Origin of the sequence: Pseudoalteromonas sp. J010, from assembly GCF_003934235.1 — a bacterium.
GTDB classification, from domain to species: Bacteria; Pseudomonadota; Gammaproteobacteria; order Enterobacterales; family Alteromonadaceae; genus Pseudoalteromonas; species Pseudoalteromonas peptidolytica.
Genome location: NZ_RDBW01000001.1, coordinates 169828 through 190754 on the forward strand (window position 1 = coordinate 169828; position 20927 = coordinate 190754).

General features: G+C 43.4%; 21 protein-coding genes. 11 read left to right on the top strand and 10 right to left on the bottom strand.

Going from position 1 to position 20927, the window contains the following annotated elements; all coding sequences use genetic code 11:
* The first annotated feature begins 21 nt into the window (after positions 1–21).
* The 3 genes from EAG18_RS00765 (at position 22) to EAG18_RS00775 (ending at position 1856) form a co-directional block, all read left to right on the top strand.
* Positions 22–501, top strand: a complete 480-nt coding sequence (locus tag EAG18_RS00765) for a glutathione peroxidase (protein ID WP_125250513.1) — start codon at positions 22–24, stop codon at positions 499–501.
* Positions 502–924 carry a MarR family transcriptional regulator gene (locus EAG18_RS00770; RefSeq protein WP_125250514.1) on the top strand — a complete coding sequence of 141 codons (423 nt, stop codon included), beginning with the start codon at positions 502–504 and terminating at the stop codon, positions 922–924. It begins immediately after the preceding gene.
* Positions 925–1292: 368 nt separating this feature from the next.
* Positions 1293–1856 (top strand): phosphoribosyltransferase family protein, encoded by a 564-nt coding sequence (locus EAG18_RS00775; RefSeq protein ID WP_125250515.1) that lies wholly within the window; start codon positions 1293–1295, stop codon positions 1854–1856.
* A gap of 91 nt (positions 1857–1947) precedes the next feature.
* Here EAG18_RS00775 and EAG18_RS00780 read toward each other — a convergent pair whose 3' ends face one another.
* Complete coding sequence (locus EAG18_RS00780; protein WP_125250516.1) at positions 1948–2604, bottom strand: Crp/Fnr family transcriptional regulator; 657 nt, start codon at positions 2602–2604, stop codon at positions 1948–1950.
* Between the two features lie 440 nt (positions 2605–3044).
* Between EAG18_RS00780 and EAG18_RS00785 the strand changes: the two genes are divergently transcribed.
* Positions 3045–3257: a YgjV family protein gene (locus tag EAG18_RS00785; RefSeq protein ID WP_125250517.1), complete on the top strand. Its 213-nt coding sequence runs from the start codon at positions 3045–3047 to the stop codon at positions 3255–3257.
* Here the strand turns inward: EAG18_RS00785 and EAG18_RS00790 are convergent.
* Positions 3254–4894 carry an amidohydrolase gene (locus tag EAG18_RS00790; RefSeq protein ID WP_125250518.1) on the bottom strand — a complete coding sequence of 547 codons (1641 nt, stop codon included), beginning with the start codon at positions 4892–4894 and terminating at the stop codon, positions 3254–3256. The two genes, EAG18_RS00785 and EAG18_RS00790, sit on opposite strands and share 4 nt — an antisense overlap.
* A 316-nt stretch (positions 4895–5210) precedes the next feature.
* Here EAG18_RS00790 and EAG18_RS00795 point away from each other — a divergent pair, with 316 nt between their 5' ends.
* Positions 5211–5711, top strand: coding sequence for a DUF1543 domain-containing protein (locus EAG18_RS00795; protein ID WP_125250519.1), 501 nt, complete (start codon positions 5211–5213; stop codon positions 5709–5711).
* Positions 5712–5744: 33 nt separating this feature from the next.
* Here EAG18_RS00795 and EAG18_RS00800 read toward each other — a convergent pair whose 3' ends face one another.
* Positions 5745–5966, bottom strand: coding sequence for a hypothetical protein (locus tag EAG18_RS00800; RefSeq protein WP_125250520.1), 222 nt, complete (start codon positions 5964–5966; stop codon positions 5745–5747).
* A gap of 199 nt (positions 5967–6165) precedes the next feature.
* Here EAG18_RS00800 and proB point away from each other — a divergent pair, with 199 nt between their 5' ends.
* The 4 genes from proB (at position 6166) to gltX (ending at position 10439) form a co-directional block, all read left to right on the top strand.
* Positions 6166–7278 (top strand): glutamate 5-kinase, encoded by a 1113-nt coding sequence (proB, locus tag EAG18_RS00805; protein ID WP_125250521.1) that lies wholly within the window; start codon positions 6166–6168, stop codon positions 7276–7278.
* Positions 7279–7366: 88 nt separating this feature from the next.
* The gene (locus EAG18_RS00810; protein ID WP_125250522.1) at positions 7367–8335 is read left to right on the top strand and encodes a GGDEF domain-containing protein; all 969 of its coding nucleotides are present in this window, start codon (positions 7367–7369) and stop codon (positions 8333–8335) included.
* A 168-nt stretch (positions 8336–8503) separates the two neighbouring features.
* Positions 8504–8869, top strand: a complete 366-nt coding sequence (locus tag EAG18_RS00815) for a glutathione S-transferase N-terminal domain-containing protein (RefSeq protein WP_125250523.1) — start codon at positions 8504–8506, stop codon at positions 8867–8869.
* Positions 8870–8951: 82 nt separating this feature from the next.
* Complete coding sequence (gene gltX / locus EAG18_RS00820) at positions 8952–10439, top strand: glutamate--tRNA ligase (RefSeq protein WP_125250524.1); 1488 nt, start codon at positions 8952–8954, stop codon at positions 10437–10439.
* A gap of 94 nt (positions 10440–10533) precedes the next feature.
* Here gltX and parC read toward each other — a convergent pair whose 3' ends face one another.
* The 7 genes from parC to EAG18_RS00855 form a co-directional block, all read right to left on the bottom strand.
* The gene (gene parC, locus EAG18_RS00825) at positions 10534–12834 is read right to left on the bottom strand and encodes a DNA topoisomerase IV subunit A (protein WP_125250525.1); all 2301 of its coding nucleotides are present in this window, start codon (positions 12832–12834) and stop codon (positions 10534–10536) included.
* An 8-nt stretch (positions 12835–12842) separates the two neighbouring features.
* Positions 12843–13952 (bottom strand): PQQ-dependent sugar dehydrogenase, encoded by a 1110-nt coding sequence (locus EAG18_RS00830; protein ID WP_125250526.1) that lies wholly within the window; start codon positions 13950–13952, stop codon positions 12843–12845.
* A 1-nt stretch (position 13953) separates the two neighbouring features.
* Positions 13954–15843, bottom strand: coding sequence for a DNA topoisomerase IV subunit B (parE, locus tag EAG18_RS00835; RefSeq protein ID WP_125250527.1), 1890 nt, complete (start codon positions 15841–15843; stop codon positions 13954–13956).
* Between the two features lie 77 nt (positions 15844–15920).
* Positions 15921–16484 carry a YqiA/YcfP family alpha/beta fold hydrolase gene (locus tag EAG18_RS00840; protein ID WP_125250528.1) on the bottom strand — a complete coding sequence of 188 codons (564 nt, stop codon included), beginning with the start codon at positions 16482–16484 and terminating at the stop codon, positions 15921–15923.
* Positions 16469–17233 carry a metallophosphoesterase gene (locus tag EAG18_RS00845; protein WP_125250529.1) on the bottom strand — a complete coding sequence of 255 codons (765 nt, stop codon included), beginning with the start codon at positions 17231–17233 and terminating at the stop codon, positions 16469–16471. Before EAG18_RS00845 ends, EAG18_RS00840 begins: the two co-directional genes overlap by 16 nt.
* Positions 17220–17675, bottom strand: a complete 456-nt coding sequence (locus tag EAG18_RS00850; RefSeq protein WP_125250530.1) for a DUF1249 domain-containing protein — start codon at positions 17673–17675, stop codon at positions 17220–17222. Before EAG18_RS00850 ends, EAG18_RS00845 begins: the two co-directional genes overlap by 14 nt.
* 11 nt (positions 17676–17686) lie before the next feature.
* Positions 17687–18301 (bottom strand): NUDIX domain-containing protein, encoded by a 615-nt coding sequence (locus tag EAG18_RS00855; protein WP_125250531.1) that lies wholly within the window; start codon positions 18299–18301, stop codon positions 17687–17689.
* Positions 18302–18548: 247 nt separating this feature from the next.
* On the opposite strand from EAG18_RS00855, the gene tolC reads away from it, so the two are divergent.
* Entirely contained in the window at positions 18549–19895 is a 1347-nt protein-coding gene (tolC, locus tag EAG18_RS00860) for an outer membrane channel protein TolC (RefSeq protein ID WP_125250532.1), read from the top strand.
* Positions 19896–20000: 105 nt separating this feature from the next.
* Positions 20001–20924, top strand: coding sequence for an LpxL/LpxP family Kdo(2)-lipid IV(A) lauroyl/palmitoleoyl acyltransferase (lpxL, locus tag EAG18_RS00865; protein ID WP_125250533.1), 924 nt, complete (start codon positions 20001–20003; stop codon positions 20922–20924).
* The last annotated feature ends 3 nt before the right edge of the window (positions 20925–20927 follow it).

A 20927-nucleotide genomic window follows, 5' to 3' on the forward strand; every position in this document is an offset into this window, starting at 1 on the left:
ATTAAATCTCAAGAGATTAATATGGCTAATTTATATCAGTTTGAAGCAAACACACTCCAAGGTAAGACATTTTCATTTACGGACTTACAGGACAAAGTCGTACTAATAGTCAATACCGCCAGTGAATGCGGCTTAACTCCACAATACGAAGGCCTACAAAAGCTACATCAACAGTATGGCGAGCAAGGCTTAGTGATTATTGGATTTCCTTGTAATCAGTTTGGGAAACAAGAGCCTGGCGATGCAAAGCAAATTCAAGAAGGTTGCCTGATCAACTATGGTGTTGACTTTCAAATGATGGAAAAAATAGAAGTTAATGGCGATAACGCACATCCGCTTTATCAGTATCTAAAATCTATATTACCTGGAATGTTTGGTAACAAAATAAAATGGAACTTCACTAAATTTTTATTCGATAAACAAGGCCTGCCCGTAAAGCGCTACGCACCAATTACAAAACCGGCACAAATTGCACAAGACATTGAAGAGCTGCTGCGTTAAATGAGTAAATCCAACCCTCAGCTCAACCTTGATAACCAGCTTTGCTTCAAGCTTTATAACGCGTCGAGACAAGTTACAAGGCTCTATCAGCCGCTACTCAAAGAAGTTGGGCTCACTTACCCGCAATATATCGTGCTACTTATTCTGTGGGAGCAAGACGGACAACTAGTGAAAGAAATCGGCAAGCGAGCGGGGCTGAATAGCAACACACTCACCCCTTTGCTGAAAAGGCTTGAGCAGCATGGAATAGTCTCACGGAACAAAACACCGGATGATGAACGACACACAATTATTCACTTAACTAAAGCTGGAAAAGCACTAGAGCAATCCTGCGCCTGCATTCCAGCCCAAATGTTGGAAAAGTCAGGGTTAAGCATGGAGCAAATGCATCTGCTAAAAAGCGCACTCGATTTGTTGCAATGATCTAGACTTAGCGTCAAACCAAGACCTAATACCAATTAGACTTAATACTTGCTCAATTTGAAGGAGTAAATCTGACGCTAACCGCGTTAAAAATTTCTCATTTAGAACAACTAAATAGCAAAATTTTTGCCTAGTTATCGACAAGATTTTCTCGCCTCAAAATAGACCACTTAATTAAGATAATTGGTATAAGTCAAAAAATGAAAATAAAAAGACATCAATATTGCAGCATTTTCGACTGCTTTACGTTAAAATATTCGGTTATACCAGTTACGCAAGTTCCTGTGACTTGCGAATAATTGTAGTTGGTATCAATTGGCAGCAGTTGCTGCTTATCACCATCACACGGGCTTCCTAACGGGGTATTTATGTCAGATAAGTGCTATATCACAGCGCAACAATTGCTAGAAGATTCATTTCGCTTAGCCGCTAAAGTTTATGAAGATGGGTTTAGACCTGACTTTATTATTGGTATTTGGCGTGGTGGTGCGCCTATTGGTATTGCAGTGCAAGAATTCTACGACTACAAAGGCATCGAAACCGATCACATTGCAGTGCGTACTTCCTCTTACTATGGCATTGGCAAGCAATCGAAAGAAATCAAAGTACATGGCTTGCACTATATAGTCGAAAATGCGAATGCCGACGACTCATTACTGATTGTTGATGATGTCTTTGATTCTGGTCGCAGTATTTTCGCATTAAAGGAAAAACTTGAAGAGCTAATGCGGTTAAACTTACCGCGAGATATTCGCGTAGCTTGTCCATACTACAAGCCTGCGAATAAGAAGGTGCCCATGACACCAGATTACTTTATTCATGAGTCTGATGAGTGGCTAGTATTTCCTCATGAGCTTTCGGGTTTAACCCCTGAAGAGTTAATCGAGGGTAAGTCAGATCTCGCTAATATTAAGCACTTGTTCGCTAAGTAGCTTAATATAAAAGCAATGAGGGCGAGTGTTACTCGCCCTTTTTATTAACTTAAACTTCCGATAATCTATTGTATTTTGGCTATGATCCCCATCAAGCCTGCGCGAAGCTATCTACAAACGCTTCAAGCGTATCAATGTCTACTGGCTTTAATCCTTCATTACTGCGCACTATAAGTCCTTTTTCTACTAATTCACTCACCACTCGACGGTAAGCACGCTCGGTAGTCGCAAATCGTTCAGCTTCGGCGCTAACCGTTGAGTAGGCTCGTAATAGTGTCGGATTAGAGTTTTCCGCGCGCAACAAACAATCTTTAGCAATGTTATAGCTCAAAGGTAATAATAATTTGTCTAAGTTTATCTTCTGATTTTCGGTGAATTTTGCCGCAATGGTTTGTGCTGTGTATAAGCTCAGCTCGGGTTGCTCAAGCAGTAACTTTCGCCAGTATTTTAACTCGATAAGATGATATGTCACATCACTCAAACACGTTACCGTGTAAATACAAGGCTGATGATTCAGTGCCTCAATTTCCCCAATCAAGGTATTGTTACAATCTAGTTGGCCAAGCAACAAACGACGACCGTTACCGACATCATAACTAAAAGATACAGTTCCACTGGTGACTAATATAAGCTTACTCAGCGGCTCGTCTTGGTGGATCAAGACTTCCTTTTTACTGTGTTGAAAACTGTTACCAGCAAAAGCGAGTAACTGCTCGACCAAATTGGTTGAAAAATGATATTGAAACATCTAGATGGCTCTTCGGACAAATGTCCTATTTATTAAACTATAATGACGTTAGCATGAATTTTTAAGTTTTACGCTAACTCACACTGTTTAAGTAGTATCACATTACATCGCTGCGCGAATTTATTGCATGATATTACCTTTAAACCCCCACTTCCCGTGTTAGAGCTAAGTGATTGGTGCTAATTTCTAGGGGTTTGTGGGTTAGCCTTTTTATACCAATTAGCTTAATTAAGTGACCTACTGTGAGGCGAGAAAATCTTGTCGATAACAAGGCAAAAATTTTACTTTTTAGAGGTTCTAAAGTAAAAAATTTTGAACGCCGTTAGCGCCAGATTGACTCCTTCATATTGAGCAAGTATTAAGACTAATCGATATTATTCTGCACGAGACACAAATTCGAGCATAAACTATATGCTAACGCAACTTAGGGGAGAGAACAAATGAGTTGGGAATATTTAGGCTATTTAGCCTCTGCTTTTTTGGTCTTATCTTTAATGATGAGTGATGTGACCAAGTTGCGTTGGTTTAATTTGATCGGCTGTATTTGTTTTACTGCCTACGGCGCACTTATTCAAGCGTGGCCGGTGGCATTAACGAATGGCTTACTGGCCCTCGTTAACACCTACCATTTGGTAAAACTGCAAAAGCGCTAACGCTGGTATTTTAATTCACCCGCAATCCACGTTTGCTCAACTTGAATATCGTCAATAACATCGTTGTTTACGGTAAAATAATCTTGGTCAATAAGAATAAAATCAGCCCATTTACCTTGCTCTAAACTCCCTAATTTATACTCTTGAAATGCACTATAGGCAGCGTCTAAGGTAAACGCTCGTAGTGCTTGCACCTTGGTGAGCTTTTCAACCGGACGCCAGCCTTGCTCGGGTAAGTTTTGGTGATCTTGTCTGGTAATAGCAGCATGTAAACCATGAAATGGGTTAGCCAATTCAACGGGGAAGTCAGATCCAGCAGCTACTCTACTGCCCTGCTTCAAAAATGTTTGCCAAGCATACGCTCCTCGAAGCTGCTTATCATCTAAGCGTTTTTCTGCCATGTGCATATCCGATGTTGCATGCACAGGCTGCATCGAGGGGATAATATCCAAGGTTTTAAAACGTGGTATATCATCAGGGTGAACAATTTGTGCGTGCTCAATCCGATTTCTCAGTAGTCTCCCGCCCACTTTAGTAAACACATTTTGATAAGCATCAAGTACGATACGATTCGCTCTGTCACCAATAGCATGGGTGTGTGCACTGTATCCATGACGGATACTTTGTATTATCAGAGATTCAAGCGTGGATTGGTTTTCAAGCATCAGCCCGCGATGACCTTTACGATCATGATAGTCACCGATTAATGCAGCACCTCGGCTACCAAGTGCGCCATCAGCATAGATTTTCACACTGCGGATAGATAATTGATCTTGGGTGTCTTTAATTATCCCTGCCCCCAACATTTCACCCAGTTTAGGTGAGCTGGCGCTGAGCATCGCATAGACGCGAAGCGGCATAGTGCGCTGTTTTGCTCGAGCTTGGTAAACCTGCCATGTGGTGTGGTCAATTCCTGCATCATGCGCTGATGTGATCCCAAGACTCAATAAGTGCTCTGCGGCTTTATCTAAAGCTAAGTTCACTTGTTCTTGAGACAGTGTTGGGACTTGGCGACGAACCAGCTCCTCAGCTTTATCGATAAAGATACCACTCGGTTGCCCAGTGCTGAGCTTTATGATTTCTCCCCCTTCAGGAGTCTGGGTTTCACTTGAAATATTGGCTAGCTCCATTGCTTTAGTATTGACCCAAATCGCATGACCATCGACTCGAGTTAACATGACGGGTTTATCTTTAACGTACTTATCTAAGTCCGCTGCGGTTGGAAATTGCCCACCGGGCCATAAAGTTTGATCCCATCCACGGCCTATTATCCATGCCCCTTTATGTGTTTTAGCGTAAGCAGTGAGCCGTTTACCTATTTCAGCAATGGAGCTGCTACCACGTACATCGAGGGTCAGCAAATTGTTACCTAACCCTATAATGTGCCCGTGCGCATCAATTAATCCTGGTAATAAAGTTTTGCCTTCACCATTAAACTTTATTGCATTGGGGTATTGTTCACTGAGGTCCTTTTCGCTGGTTTTAACGACCTTTCCATCTTTTATCACTAACGAGGAAAACCGCGTAACTGCTTGTGATTTAGTTGGCGTGTAGCCATTTACATTATGTATAACCGTGACTTGTGCTGTTGCACAGAGGCTAAAAACAGCCAAAAGCGCGAGGAATGTTTTTTTCATTTTCGTGTCCTTCACTGAGAATTTTTATACCAATTCTCTTAATTAAATCGTCTATTTTGAGGCGAGAAAGTCTTGTCGACAACACCGCTTCCGCGTCCTGTAGGCAAGGAAAAACCTTGCTATTTAGTGGTTCTAAATAAGAAGTTTTTAACGCAGTTAGTATTAGATATACGCCTTCAAATTGACCTAGAATTAAGGTTAATTAGTATTATTCAGCATAAGCATCTACAGGACTAAAGCCAAGCCTTTGCGTTAATTGTATACTTAACTTTATTACCTTAAGTTTGTTAACGTTGCGAAATAGGGAACCATAGTAGTGAAATTATTTATTGTCTATCTCGGTGGTCGTATCAAAGGTTGCCATATCGAAATGCACGATGTTCGGTTTGTTGCCGCAAACTCGATTGAAGAAGCATACCCTAAGCTAAAACAGCAATGGGTTGGTGATAAAAACGCCGTACACATGGATAGCTACACAATTATAGAGCATGCTGATGGTTATGCCGTAGAGCTTACTGAAGCGGCTGTGCAACAAGCTGAACATTTGTATTTTGTTAATTTAGGCGGGTATAAGCCGAATAGTTTAGCGGAGGCACACGACTTTGGCTTGTTTGTTGCCACAAGTGCTGATGAAGCAAAAACAAAAGCAAAGGCACGCCTATTGGCTGGATTTAGCCATATTCATAAGGATGATTTGCATGAAGTCGATGATTGTTTTGCTATTGATTTGTTCGACCAAAACTTAAATATAAAACTCACCCACAGCGGCCAAAGCACTCCCCTTACACCAATTTGGTTTGGCTACCACCCGCTATAATCGTGTATGTAGGTCACACTTTTAATCGCAGCGCTAACCCTCGTTATTTTCGTCGTTATCCGCTTTAATAGCGATTTTTATCGCGATAATAACGACCGCAAACATTAGAAAAGGTAGCGCTGCAAGAGAGTATTCAACTAAGTGGCTATCTTTGTAACTAGGCTGAAGAATAAAATGGCCGCCAACACACATCACGATTACCACAAACAGTAGTGGTAACATCATAATCTCTTTGTTCTTCTTGTGTTTTTTCATTGTGAACTCAGCTAGCTATTCTTTCGTTGCATGACATTACTCTCTCACACACAGTGTAAAAAAGCTTTGATCGAAATCAGTGCTGCCAATTATACCAATTTGCCTAAAGTTAGAAATAAAATTCGCGTATTTATCACTTGGGAGCGCCCAATGTCCGTGGTATAAAAGCAGGTATTGCTGAAAACGTAGTCAACTAACCATGACCAAAAATAACAAACAAATCATAGTGATCAAACTTGGTACTAGTGTATTAACTGCAGGCAGCCAAACACTCAACAAGCCAAGACTAGTAGAGCTGGTAAGACAGTGTGTTACATTACGAGAAGCTGGCCATCAGATCATTATTGTGTCGAGTGGAGCAGTTGCGGCAGGTCGTGGGGTATTGTCGCAACAAGTTGGGCATTCACTAGCTGAAAAGCAAATGCTTGCAGCGATAGGTCAAGGCCAGTTAATCCATTTGTGGCAGTCACTTTTTGGTATTTATGATGTCAATGTCGCGCAAATGTTGCTCACCCGGGCGGATTTAGAGCACCGTGAACGCTATTTAACCGCAAGGGATATGCTCACTAAATTATTAGAGCATCATGTTATACCTATCATTAATGAAAATGATGCGGTAGCAACATCAGAAATAAAGGTCGGTGATAACGATAACTTATCCGCTTACGTTGCCATTTTAGCCAATGCCGATAAGCTGGTGCTGTTAACCGATCAGCATGGACTTTTCACCGCCGATCCCCGCGCTAACCCTGAAGCTAAGCTCATCGAGCAAGTAACCCAGATAAATGATGAGCTAAGAGCACTGGCGGGAGATAGCGGCACTCAACTTGGTACTGGTGGTATGGCCACGAAATTACAAGCTGCTGATATTGCACAGCGAGCCGGTGTTGATGTAGTAATTGCTAAGGGTAGCGAATATGACATTATCCCTCAGGTACTATCTCAGACCGCCCCCGCTACCACCTTTTTGAAATTTGATGCGCCAGTGGGTGGGCGTAAACGTTGGCTGCTGTCGGGTCCCAAATCATCAGGTCGCATTATTTGTGATAACGGCGCTATCAAGGCGGTGTGCCATCAAGGCGCAAGTTTACTTGCAAAAGGCATTGTTGCCGTTGAAGGTCAGTTTCAACGTGGCGAATTGATCCAAGTCTTTTGTAAAAATGGCAAGCTTCAAGCGCAGGGCTTGACCAATTTAGACAGTCAAGCCCTGAGTCTCGTGCTTGGCTGTCATAGCAACGAATTTTCACAGCGCTTAGGGTTTAAGACCGAAGAGGAGATCATTCATCGCGACAACATGGTGATTTTGACATAAAAGGAAGCGAATAAAAGCATCAATATCGCTGTAATTTTGGCTGGTTGTTCTACACTTAGCAGGTAATAATGCAATCACGAGGCTACTTATGTCGATTAGCTATTCACCATGTGGTCATGAACTTACTGTACAGCTCTTGGCACAGAAAAGTGAGTCGCAACTGGCACAAGCGTTGGAACATATTGTCGCCGACGCCTGTGAAACCCATTATGCTTTTTACTTTAGTAAAAGCCTCAGTGCAAATGAAATACCTAAACCCATATTTGTAAGCCATCGCGATGTCTGCCTTAGCATCGATTCAACAACCTCAGTGCTGAACAAAACCAATAAAATAGAGGGAGATAAACACCTTATTCAACATGGCGGTGATAGTATCATACCGCTTTGGCATCGCACCGAATTAGTCGGTTTTTTGTATGTTAAAGGTCAACTTAACTTTACCTTGGCGACTCTATTAAAGCACCTACTCAACGTCTTTATTCATCAAATGGCAACGTTACATTTTGCTCGAATCGACCCACTTTCACAATTATTAAACCGCCAAACCTTTGATGAGAAAGTAATTGAAATAACCAATGGAGAAGGTTTTACGGTCTGCCGAGAAGCCAGTGATGAGCGCAAGTGGTACTTAGCCATGATTGATATTGATCATTTCAAACAAGTTAATGACAACTTTGGCCATGTTATTGGCGACGAAGTTATTTTGTTAGTAGCACAAATTATTAAGGCGAATTTCAGAACCGAGGATTATACCTTTCGTTACGGCGGTGAGGAGTTTTCGATACTCTTTCAAAGCTTTGATGATGATGCTGCGCTTATAGCACTAGAAAGGCTCAGAGAGCATATTGCCACCAGCCGCTTCCCGCAGGTCGAACACGTCTCCGTGAGTATTGGCTTTACAGAAGTAGTTGACACACTGCAAGTGTCAGAGCAAGTACACAAAGCCGATCAAGCGCTTTATTACTCTAAAGACAATGGTCGTAATCGAGTGACTAACTACCTCTCATTAGGATTATCTGAGTCACACTACGAATGTGCAGAAATCGAGTTGTTTTAACTCGGTATTATATATAGCGTTCAAAGAATATGCTAAACTCCCCTGCCTAATTTATACCAATTATCTTAATTAACCTGAGCTGCGGACAATTAATGCCTTTCTAGCAGCCAGTGTTGGCGCTAATTGGTATTATTGGTACTACTTAAAGCAACAGGTTTGGGAAAAGTTATGCAATTTGTGAGATGGTTTTTAGGACGTCTAATTTTACTTTTTGATTTTATTTTTACCCCACGCAGTAAAAAGCGTGCCGCAGAGCAGCAGCAAAAGCTAGATGCAATGACAGCAAATTTAAAGCTATATCAGTTTAAAGCTTGCCCATTTTGCGTCAAAGTCCGCCGTGCAGCCAAGCGTGAAGGGCTGAAGCTAGAAACTCGAGATGCTAAAAACGATGAACAGTACCGCCAAGAATTACTTGAGCAAGGCGGAAAAATTAAAGTGCCTTGTTTACGTATTGAAGAGCAAAACAAAGTCACGTGGTTATACGAGTCTAATGACATTGTTGCCTACTTAGAAAAGCTGGAAAAAGCAGCTTAAATTGCGCACCTCGCTTTGCGCCAATCGGGCGCTATGCTAGCATAGCCCCATCAATCGACTAATCCATTTTAAGAGAATTTTGATGACTATCCGTACTCGTGTCGCACCCTCTCCGACGGGTGATCCGCATTTAGGAACGGCTTATATTGCCTTATTCAACTATTGTTTTGCCAAGCAACAAGGCGGCGAATTTGTACTACGTATTGAAGATACCGATCAGGTGCGCAGTACTGTTGAGTCTGAGCAAGCTATCATGGACAGCCTGCGCTGGTTAGGACTTGACTGGGATCATGGTCCGGATGTCGGTGGCGAGTTTGGCCCATATCGTCAATCAGAACGTTCTGAACTGTATAAAAAGTTTGCCCATCAACTCGTTGATGAAGGCAAAGCATTCTATTGTTTTGCAACGGCTGAAGAATTAGATGAGATGCGTGAAGCGCAGATGGCAGAGGGGTTACGCCCTAAATATGACGGCCGTGGTTTACGCCTATCTGAAGAAGAAGTAAAGGCAAATCTAGAAGCGGGCAAGCCGTACGTTATTCGTATGAAGATCCCAGAAGAAGGTACCTTCAAGTTTAACGATTACCTACGCGGCGAAATAGAGATCCCTTGGGAAAACGTAGACATGCAAGTATTGTTGAAAGCTGATGGCTTCCCAACTTACTTCCTTGCTAACGTAGTCGATGACCACCACATGGAAATAAGCCATATCTTCCGTGGAGAGGAATGGATTAACTCAGCACCTAAGCTATTAAAGCTATACGAAGATTTCGGCTGGCAAGCACCAGTACTTGGTCACCTACCGCTACTGCGTAACCCTGATAAGTCAAAATTATCAAAGCGTAAAAACCCAACTTCAATTAACTACTATAAAGAAATGGGTTTCTTGCCAGAAGCACTGCTTAACTATTTAGGCCGTATGGGTTGGTCAATGCCTGATGAGCGTGAAAAGTTTACCCTAGCTGAGATGATTGAGCACTTTGACATGAAGCGTGTGTCACTTGGTGGACCTATTTTTGATATTGATAAGCTAAACTGGTTAAATGGCCTTTGGATCCGTGAAAATCTAACTGATGCCGAGCTGATCCAGCGTTTTGTTGATTGGAAGTTCAATGGCGATATGTTAGCCCGAGTACTACCTGAAGCCAAAGCGCGTATTAACACCTTATCTGACTTAGTTGGCCTAGCTGGTCACTTTGTTGGCGGTATTCCTGAGTACGACCCAGCATTATTAACAGCGGGTAAAGCGGACGAGGAAGTCGTTCGTCAGGCACTTCAATTCTTTATTTGGGAACTGGAAAAGCTGCGTACTTGGAATAAGTCTGAGATTTTCGCTATTGCAAAATCAGTGGCTACACATCATGAGCTTAAGATAAAAGAGTTCTTAGAGCCTATTTTTGTTGCTATTACAGGCAAAACATCATCAACCTCAGTAGTTGATGCAATGGAAGTGTTAGGCTCTGACCTTTCTCGTGCGCGCTTAAGAGTAGCGCTTGAGCATGTTGGTGTTTCTAAAAAGCAAGCTAAAAAGCTTGAAAAAGCATATCGAGAATATCCATCGATTGCGTAGTGCAATATTGTATAAAAAAGCCGCTCATGTAGCGGCTTTTTCTTTGCTTCGACTTAGACAGCTGAGTTTACGCTCAGGAAAGGCAGTACTTTTACTATTGTTCGCTGTCTGGGTTTGCGCTTTCTTCAGTTAAATCAGCACTACTTTTCTCTAAATCGTAACTGTCAACACGCTGTAAGCCTCGCGGTAGCTTGTTGCCTCGTCGTCCGCGCTCACCATAGTAATGTTCTAAGTCGCTTGGTTTAAGGGTCAACTTTCGTTTACCTGCATGTAGAGTAACGGAAACCCCCTCTGGTACCACTGCAAGCACCTTGACGAACTCTTCTCGGCTTTGCACTTTGGCACTTGGAATAGAGATGATCTTATTTCCTTTACCTTTACCAAGCTTGGGTAAGTCACGCAGTGGGAATAGCAGCATACGACCTTCACTTGAGATAGCCATACACCTATCTGTGGCAACATCAAATACCTCTATAGGTGCAATCAAGTGTGCGCCTTTCGGTACGCTTACAAATGCTTTACCATTTTTATTTTTACTGACCATATCAGCAAAGTCGCTGATAAAGCCGTAGCCACCATCGGTCGCCATTAAATATGTAGACTTCTCCTCACCCATAACGACATGCTCAAAGTTGCACCCGGGCGCAGGATTAAAGCGGCCCGTCATCGGTTCACCTTGGCTTCTAGCCGATGGCAAGCTATGTGCATCCGTCGCAAAAGCGCGGCCAGAGGTATCTAAAAATACCGCAGGCTGGTTGCTTTTACCTTTAGCGGAGGCCTTATAACTATCTCCTGAGCGGTAGTTTAGGCCTTCAGCATCAATATCATGGCCTTTAGCAACCCGTGCCCACCCTTTTTCAGACAGTACCACAGTGACCGCTTCTGATGGGATTAAATCTTTTTCACTCAGCGCTTTGGCTTCGCCTCGCTCAACGACTGGAGAGCGTCTGTCATCACCATAGAGCTCAGCGGCTTCTTGGATCTCCTTTTTCATCAAGGTTGACATACGGCGCTCAGAACCTAAGGTTTTTTCCAGCCCATCACGCTCTTTTTCTAGCTCATCTTGCTCGCCACGGATCTTCATTTCTTCCAGCTTTGCAAGGTGGCGCAGTTTTAGGTCTAATATCGCTTCCGCTTGTTTATCTGAGAGGCCAAAACGTGAAATCAACTCTTCTTTCGGCTTGTCTTCATTACGAATGATTTCGATGACCTCATCGATATTCAAAAACGCAATCATCAAGCCTTCAAGAATATGTAAACGAGCCAGTACTTTGTCTAGGCGATACTGTAAGCGTCTGCGCACCGTTTCACGGCGAAATATTAACCACTCAGATAAGATCTGACGTAAATCTTTGACCTGTGGACGACCATCCAAACCAATCATATTCAGATTTACACGGTAGTTCTTTTCAAGATCTGTGGTGGCAAATAAATGCGCCATTAATGGCTCAACCTTAACCCGATTAGAACGCGGCACGATAACAATACGCGTCGGATTTTCATGATCTGACTCGTCACGCAAGTCAGCTACCATCGGCAGCTTTTTGGCCGTCATCTGGGCAGCGATTTGCTCTAATACCTTGGCACCTGAGCACTGGTGTGGTAAAGCTGTGATCACCACTTCGCCTTGCTCTTCAGTGTACACAGCGCGCATTTTGATTGAGCCACGCCCCGTAGTGTATAGCTTCTTGATCTCTTCTTGCGGGGTAATAATTTCAGCGTCGGTTGGATAATCAGGCGCTTTCACTATTTCTAGAATTTCTTCTAGCTCAGTTTTTGGCTTATCCAATAATAAGCAACAGGCCTGTGCTACTTCACGCACATTGTGTGGTGGAATATCGGTTGCCATACCAACCGCAATACCTGTAACACCATTTAGTAAAATGTGAGGTAACCGAGCAGGTAATACTTTTGGCTCATCCAAGGTGCCATCAAAGTTAGCCGTCCAATCTACTGTCCCTTGTCCTAATTCTTTTAGTAACACTTCAGAGAACTTAGACAAGCGCGCTTCGGTATAACGCATTGCGGCAAAAGACTTAGGATCGTCCGCAGCTCCCCAGTTACCTTGACCATCCACGAGCGGATAGCGGTATGAGAAAGGCTGTGCCATAAGTACCATTGCCTCATAACAAGCACTATCACCGTGTGGGTGATACTTACCGAGTACGTCACCAACGGTACGAGCTGACTTTTTATATTTAGCTTGGGCAGATAAACCCAACTCACTCATCGCATACACAATACGACGCTGTACAGGTTTTAGGCCATCACCAATATGCGGTAACGCCCTATCCATGATCACATACATGGAGTAATTCAAATAGGCGTCTTCAGTAAAACGTCCCATTGCAAGTTGTTCAATGCCTTGTAATGACAAAGCTTGAGGATCTGTCATGTTACACCTTACTTGTTGTTGTAGCTGATGCGGTAAATTGCATTGGCGTAATCATCGGAAACGAGTAGGCTACCATCGCTAAGTTCAGCTACGGCAGCAGGTCGGCCATAGGTTGTTTCGTTTTCCATAAAACCACTAAGGAAAGGTTGATAACCGGTAATTTGGTCATTTTCTATTGTGGCAAGCATCACCCGATAACCTACTTTTTTGCTGCGATTCCATGAGCCGTGTTCAGCAACAAACAACTGGTTTTTCATTGCTTTTGGAAATTGCTCACCACGATAGAAATGAATGCCCAGCGGTGCAACATGCGCTTGCAACGCCAGTGCAGGCATCGTGTAGTCAGTCACGGACTTACCTTTGCCAAATTCAGGATCAAGCACGCTACCGCCGTGTACATAAGGAAAGCCAAAGTGCTGACCAATTTCATCCACGCGGTTGATTTCACAAGGTGGAATATCATCTCCCATCATGTCTCGGCCGTTGTCGCTGAACCACAACTTTCCAGTCACGGGGTGGTAGTCAAACCCCACCGTATTACGCACGCCTTTAGCAACCGTCGAAAACGCTTTCGTCTCTAGGTTTAATGAGAAGATACGACCAAATTTAGGGTCTTCAGCACAAATATTACAAGGTACACCAACAGGGATGATTAACTCCCCCTCTGGCGATACCGTGAGATACTTCCAGCCATGATGGCGTTTATCAGGTAAATCATCAAATACCACGTCCTTTATTGGGGCTTTGAGATTTTTTGCAATTTGCTTGAAACGTATAATACGCTCCACTTCGGCAACGTATAAATCACCGTCTTTTAATGCGATACCAGAGGGCATATTAAGCCCCTCTGCCACTAGGATTTTTTTGTCAGCAATACCATCACGATTATTGTCGATAAGTGCATGAACTTTACCAGCTTTGCGCGACCCGACATAAACAGTGCCGTCTTTACCTACAGCCATTTGCCTTGCATTTTCAACATCTTTGGCAAAATAGCTGACTTTATAACCGTCTGGCACCACTAGGCGTGATAGAATGTCACTTGCAAGTGCTTGTGAACTGAGCAAAACTGCGGCAAATGCACTCGTTATTGTGGTCAGTTTATATTGTTTTTTCATCTTAAACCTCTGCCTTATCTCCGTGCTGCTCAAGCCATACCTTGCGGTCGCTAGAGCGTTTTTTTGCTAACAGCATGTCCATCATTTCGAGCGTCTGCTCTGGCTCATCTAATGTCAGCTGCACCAAACGTCTAGTATTCGGATCCATGGTAGTTTCGCGTAGTTGCATTGGGTTCATTTCACCTAACCCCTTGAAGCGCTGCACGTTAACTTTACCGCGTTTCTTTTCGGCCTCGATGCGGTCTAAAATGCCCTTTTTCTCGTCTTCATCTAGGGCGTAATAAACTTCTTTACCAACATCAATACGAAACAGGGGCGGCATGGCAACAAATACATGGCCCTTGCGAACAAGCTCGGGGAAGTGTTTTACAAATAAAGCACATAATAAAGTGGCAATGTGAAGTCCATCAGAGTCAGCATCCGCAAGAATACATACTTTGCCGTAGCGAAGACCAGATAAATCCTCAGAATCTGGGTCGATGCCTAATGCCACAGAAATATCATGCACTTCTTGTGACGCTAAGATCTGACCCGACTCGACTTCCCAAGTATTCAAGATTTTACCGCGCAGTGGCATGATTGCTTGAAATTCACGGTCTCTCGCTTGTTTTGCCGAGCCACCTGCTGAGTCCCCTTCCACTAAGAAGATTTCAGAGCGCTCTGTTTCACTGCCTGAGCAGTCGGTTAATTTACCGGGTAAGGCTGGACCTGAAGTGACTTTTTTACGAACGACTTTCTTTGCTGCACGCAAACGCTTTTGAGCATTACTTATACACAGCTCAGCCAGTAGCTCCGCGGTTTCTGTGTGCTCATTTAGCCAGAGGCTGAAAGCATCTTTGACGATACCTGACACAAAAGTGGCACAGGAGCGCGAAGACAGCTTTTCTTTCGTTTGACCGGCAAACTGCGGATCTTGCATTTTTACCGATAAAACATAACTACAGCGATCCCACACATCATCAGGTGTCAGTTTAACACCACGCGGGATCAAGTTTCTAAATTCGCAAAACTCACGCATGGCTTCAAGCAAGCCTTGGCGCAAGCCATTCACATGCGTTCCACCTTGCGCGGTAGGGATTAAGTTTACGTAGCTCTCAGCTATAGACTCGCCACCTTCCGGTAGCCAATGAAGCGCCCAATCGACGCCTTCAGTAGAACCGCTGAAGCTCCCTGTAAAAGGAGACTTTGGTAACACTTCGTACCCTTCGGCACTGTCTTTTAGATAATCTTCTAACCCAGCTTCGTAATGCCACTCTTGTGTCTCTTTCGTTTGTTTATTCACAAAACGAATGCGCAGCCCTGGGCATAATACGGCCTTGGCTTTGAGTAAATGGTTCAGTTTGGTAAGTGAAAAGTTGGCAGAATCAAAATAGCTGGGGTCAGGCCAAAAGTGCACTGAGGTTCCAGTATTGCGTTTACCGACGCTGCCTGTAACCCTCAAGTCTTCTACCTTATCGCCATTTTCAAATGCCATTTCATAGACTTGAGCATCGCGCTTAACGGTAATTTCAACCCGAGTCGATAACGCATTCACCACCGAGATACCAACACCATGAAGACCGCCTGAAAATTGATAGTTTTTATTGGAAAACTTACCACCGGCATGTAACTTGGTTAATATCAACTCAACCCCAGGTACTCCCTCTTCAGGGTGAATATCAACGGGCATTCCTCGGCCATCATCAATGACTTCGAACGAGTTATCTTCATGTAGGATCACATCTATTTTAGTGGCATGCCCAGCTAAGGCTTCATCGACACTGTTATCAATAACCTCTTGACCTAAATGATTTGGTCTTGTGGTATCGGTATACATGCCGGGGCGACGTTTAACTGGCTCTAAGCCATTGAGTACCTCAATAGCTTCGGCATTATAGTTTTGCTGACTCATAGGCTAGTTCTGGTTATCTTTTTATCCGCTAGTATATGCACAACATGACGATTTACGCAGATATTTGTGCACAGATTTCAATTTGTGATAGTTAAAAATTTGGCGATGGTAGTAAAATAGCGTGAAAACTCGACAAAGCTATGATCCCCACCAAACTCTATAATTTGACGACAATGACTATAATAGCGTACCGCTTCTTCAAAAGGCAGCACCTCATCACCTGTTTGTTGCAATAATAGCAAGTTTTCTGGATTACTAAGCTTTGGTGTGTATATTGTTTTTAACGCTTCAACATGCTCGTACAGTAACTCATAATGACAATCCTGATATGGGTTGTATTGTGGCCCAAGGTAGTCGTTAAGTAATAAAAAAGGCCTAACGGCAGGGTTTATCACCACAGCTTTGCAGCCTTTTAGCTGTGAAAAGTAGGTGGCATAGTATCCACCCAGTGAACTACCTAATAACACAGTATCAGAATCAATGATGCTATCCAACTGTGCGAGTGCAACTCGAGGATCGAAATGCAGCCTAGGGGTAATATAACGCTCTGGCTTTCCGCGCATGTACACACCAAACTCCGTTGCCTTAAAGGATAGCTCTGAGCTGTTAAAGCCATGAATGTAGACTACCTGTCGAGCCATTTGACCTCTGTATTTATACTGTTGTTATTAAAGGTTATTAGACGATATGCGGGCCCTAAATCACACTGCTGCCACTCTTTAGTATGCTTTACAAACTGAATTGAAGTTGCAGGCGTGGCATAAATAGGTAATGTACGAAATGTTTGTTGATACTCATGGTGTACATGACCGTGAAACAGCCCTATGACCTGCTTGGTATCCACTAACGTGTTGAGCAGTTCAGGTCCATTTTCAAGCATGTGTTTATCTAAATATCCATCAATGGGCTTAGGGTGATGGTGTGTAAACACAATCGTTTGTTGTGTTATATGACGTTTTAGCGCGTCGAGATGCGCCCTTTCACACCACCCTGCCGGCGTTTCGCCTTTTGAATTTACCAACAGTATTTCACCAAACGGGGCCGTGATCCTCTTGTGGGGAAAAATCTTCCCAGTACTAATTTGCTCAAGTAAGGCGATGTCATCATGATTCCCTGGCACCCACAATACTGGGCAATGCAGCTCACTGTTAGTGACCAAACGGGCGAAAGCTTGATACGACTCAGTCGTATGGTCTTGAGTTAAGTCGCCGCCAAATATGACCACATCGCAATGCTCTTGTGCCATCGCAGCCAATGTTTGTTGTAGATTGGCTGCAGTATTCACACCAAAATACTCACCCGAATCGTCAGCAAATAAATGACTATCGCTGAAGTGTCCAATCCTAATTTGCTGCTTGTTGATTGTTAATGCAGACTCAAACCATGCCATTATTAACATCCCAGTTTAGTTGTACTCGGCCTTTTTCTAAGCACACCATTAACCAATCAGCCAAAAAAGCATTAACTTGATACTTTTCGTCCTTCTGATGCATATCAGGGTTTGGGTAGCCATAAGAGGGTTTGATCCGGCGATGATAATTACGATGGATAACTTCAGCGACTTTCGCATCGTGATATAAACGCACAGACAAAGAGAAATGTGGTAAATGCTCACTCACCACCGCAACTTGTTCAATTAAAATGTCTGTGGTGTACTTACTCACCCCTTCTACTGCAAGGCTGTAGCGAGCAGAGGCCAGATCAATAATACGACACTCCCCGGGCGTTTCCTCAGGCAGCAATTTAAGCATCCGTAAATAATTACGCTCACACAGAGTAATGTAGCGAGGCAGAGATTGAATATACTGCTTTGAACTGAGCACCTGTGACAAAAATACAACTCCTATCCTGCTTGCACAATTCGCGCTTTATTTAGTGCCAACCATTGTAGACTAATAACCGTCGCAGCGTTATCGATTTCCTCATTATCCAGTCGAGCCAAGGCGTCTTCAAAGGGAATAACATGTACTTTAATATCCTCATGTTCTGTATCGAGGCCAAAAATTCCACCTGCGTCAGTCAAGTCGGTAAGCGCCAGATATAAATACAATCGCTCCGTTGTGCCACCGGGGCTGGATAGGTAAGAACGCATATAAATCATTTCATTAAGGTCAAGCCCTGCCTCTTCTTTTGCTTCTTTTCGCGCTACGGCTTCATAATCTTGGCTTCCTTCAGCCATGCCCGCTATACATTCCAGTAACCATGGTGTGTTTTTAGATGCCAATGCACCTATTCGAATTTGCTCAATAAGTAGCACCCTATCTGTTACTGGATCATAGGGTAATACCGCAACGGCATGCCCTCGCTCAAGTATCTCTCGGGTAACGGTTGGTGAGACTCCACCTGCAAATAAAGCATGACTAAATTGGTATTTATGAATGGTAAAGAAACCATCAAAGACTGTTTCCATTGAAGAAACAGTGACATCGGCTTTATTAAACTGACTCAAAGATTTCATAAAATAATCCTGTTATTTTTGACAGCAACGGTTTAAAAGCTAACCAATCGCCCTTATATTAGCTTCATATTCTAAAAAGTAAACGAAGTCGTTTACCTTTAACTTTTTCCACTTTACAATACCCCGAAGGTATTAATATATTCTGTTACACTTGTTGGCGATGTTTTACGCATTAAGTCTTTAATTGGGCTGTAAAAACAGGGTAACATGCTGACAGTATAAAAATTGTCTAAGGACTGAGCGAAAAATGAAAAAAACTCTACTATCGTTGGTTGTTGGGTTGTCGTGCGCACTTTCAAGCAGCCTGTCCCACGCGGAAGATTTACTGCAAGTATACGACATTGCAACGGCTAACGATCCCACGGTATTAAAAGCCAAAGCACAAGCAGATTCACAGAAGTATGCCCAAGACCAGGCCCTAGGGGTGTTGTTACCTCAACTTGGTTTTAGAATGAGCTACTCAGATACCAATTCTGAGGGTGCTCCTAATAGTCAAAACGATGCCACAGGTTATACGTTAGTAGAATCAGACAGCGATACGTTTAGCCGTTCGATTACACTAAATCAAACCATTTTTGATATGGCTTCGTGGCAGAGCTTATCCATCGCTGAAAAACGTGCAATGCAGGCTATGACTCAGTATGAGCGTGAAAAGCAATCTCTGATTGTTCGTATCGCTGAAGGTTACTTTAATGTGCTTAGTGCGTTAGATAGCCTAGAGTTTGTCCAAGCTGAAAAGCGCGCGATTGAACGCCAACTTGAGCAAACAAAACAGCGCTATGAGGTGGGCTTAACAGCAATTACTGACGTTCATGAAGCGCGAGCTCAGTTTGACCGTGCAGTCGCCGATGAGATAATCGCGAGCAATGCAGTGGAAACTGCTCGAGAGACACTACGTACCATTACGGGTAAGTACCATGCTAAGTTGGATAAGCTTAATACAGAAACGTTCTCAACTGTAAAGCCAACGCAAGATACTTCTGATTTTATTGAAATTGCAAAAGGTAAAAACCTAGACTTACAAGTTGCTAAATCTGCGGTTGAGATTGCAAAAGATCAGATTGACCTTGCAAATGCAGGCCATTATCCAACGCTAAATTTGAGCGCAACATACAGCGACTCCTTAACTGATTTAACCGGCAGACAGCATGCCCCTCGTGGTGATGAAACCACGGTAGGACTAACGCTCGACGTGCCAATTTACTCTGGCGGTCGCACGGTAGCTGCGACAGATCACGCTCGTGCTAATTTTGTAGCTAGTAGCGAAGATATGGAAGCGGCAATGCGCAACATGACACGCTCGGTCATCACTTCATATAACCAAGTGGCTTCTGATGTTGCAACCTATCGTGCACTAGAGCAAGCGGTAGTCTCTGCAGAAAGTGCATTGCAAGCCACAGAAGCAGGATTTGATGTAGGTACTCGTACTATTGTTGACGTGCTAGTAAGCACACAAAACCTGTATAACGCCAAACGTAACTTAGCAGATATTCGCTATCGCTATGTGTTGTCTTCGCTTCGTTTAAAGCAAGCTTCAGGGACACTGTCTCGTGCTGATCTTGAAGCAATTAACCAAGGTTTGATTGAAGGCTAAGTACTTCAATTATTACCTCTGAAAAGGCCAGCTATGCTGGCTTTTTGTATTTTTACAGCAATATCGATAAACTAGCTGCTTCAATTAAGTCTTAGGTATATTACTTTGGTTACGCATTCACCTTTTAAATGGTCATTTCTAGCACCTAAATTTTGGCTAACTTGGCTGGGTGTCTTTTTTCTTTATCTCATTTCTTGGTTACCACAACGCTGGYAGTTTGCCATTGGCAAAGGGCTTGGTCGCCTGATCCACAAATATATGAAACGACGCCGCCACATTGCTGATGTGAACTTAAAGCTATGTTTTCCGCATCTTACTGAAGCTGAGCATCACGCCATGCTGCTACAAAATATGGAGAACACAGCCATAGCAACGCTTGAAACCGGCATGGCTTGGTGGTGGCCTACATGGCGTGTAAACCGAGTTGTTGGCTCAATCAAAGGAGTAGAGCACATTGAGGCTGTTCAGCAACAAGGTAAAGGTGTGCTCATGCTGGTGCCGCATATGCTGCATTTAGAAATGGTTAGTCGAGTTCTGGGTACCAAAATACAAGGGGTTGGATTTTATCGTCCCCATAACAATCCGCTTATGGAGTTTTTCATGACTCGCGGTCGACTGCGCTCTAACGAATACCTAGTCACCAAACGAGACGTAAAAGGGCTCCTAAAAACTTTAGCAAGTAAGCGTGTGTGTTATTACCTACCGGATCAGGATTATGGCCGCAAGCGCTGTGAGTTTGCACCGTTTTTTGCAGTACCTGATGCAGCGACTACTACTGGTACTTTGTTATTTTCTGCTAGTAAAAATGCTGAGACTTTAAGCTTACACTGTACGAGGGACAACAAAGGGATGTATCATCTAGAAATACAACCTGTTTTGGAAGCGTTTCCAAGCGGTGATAACCTTGCTGATGTCACCCGTGTTAACGAGAGAATGGAGCAAGCAATCAATTGCGCACCAGATCAATACATGTGGGTACATCGACGCTTTAAAACGCGTCCAGATGAGAAAGCACCTTCGCTATACTAGCAG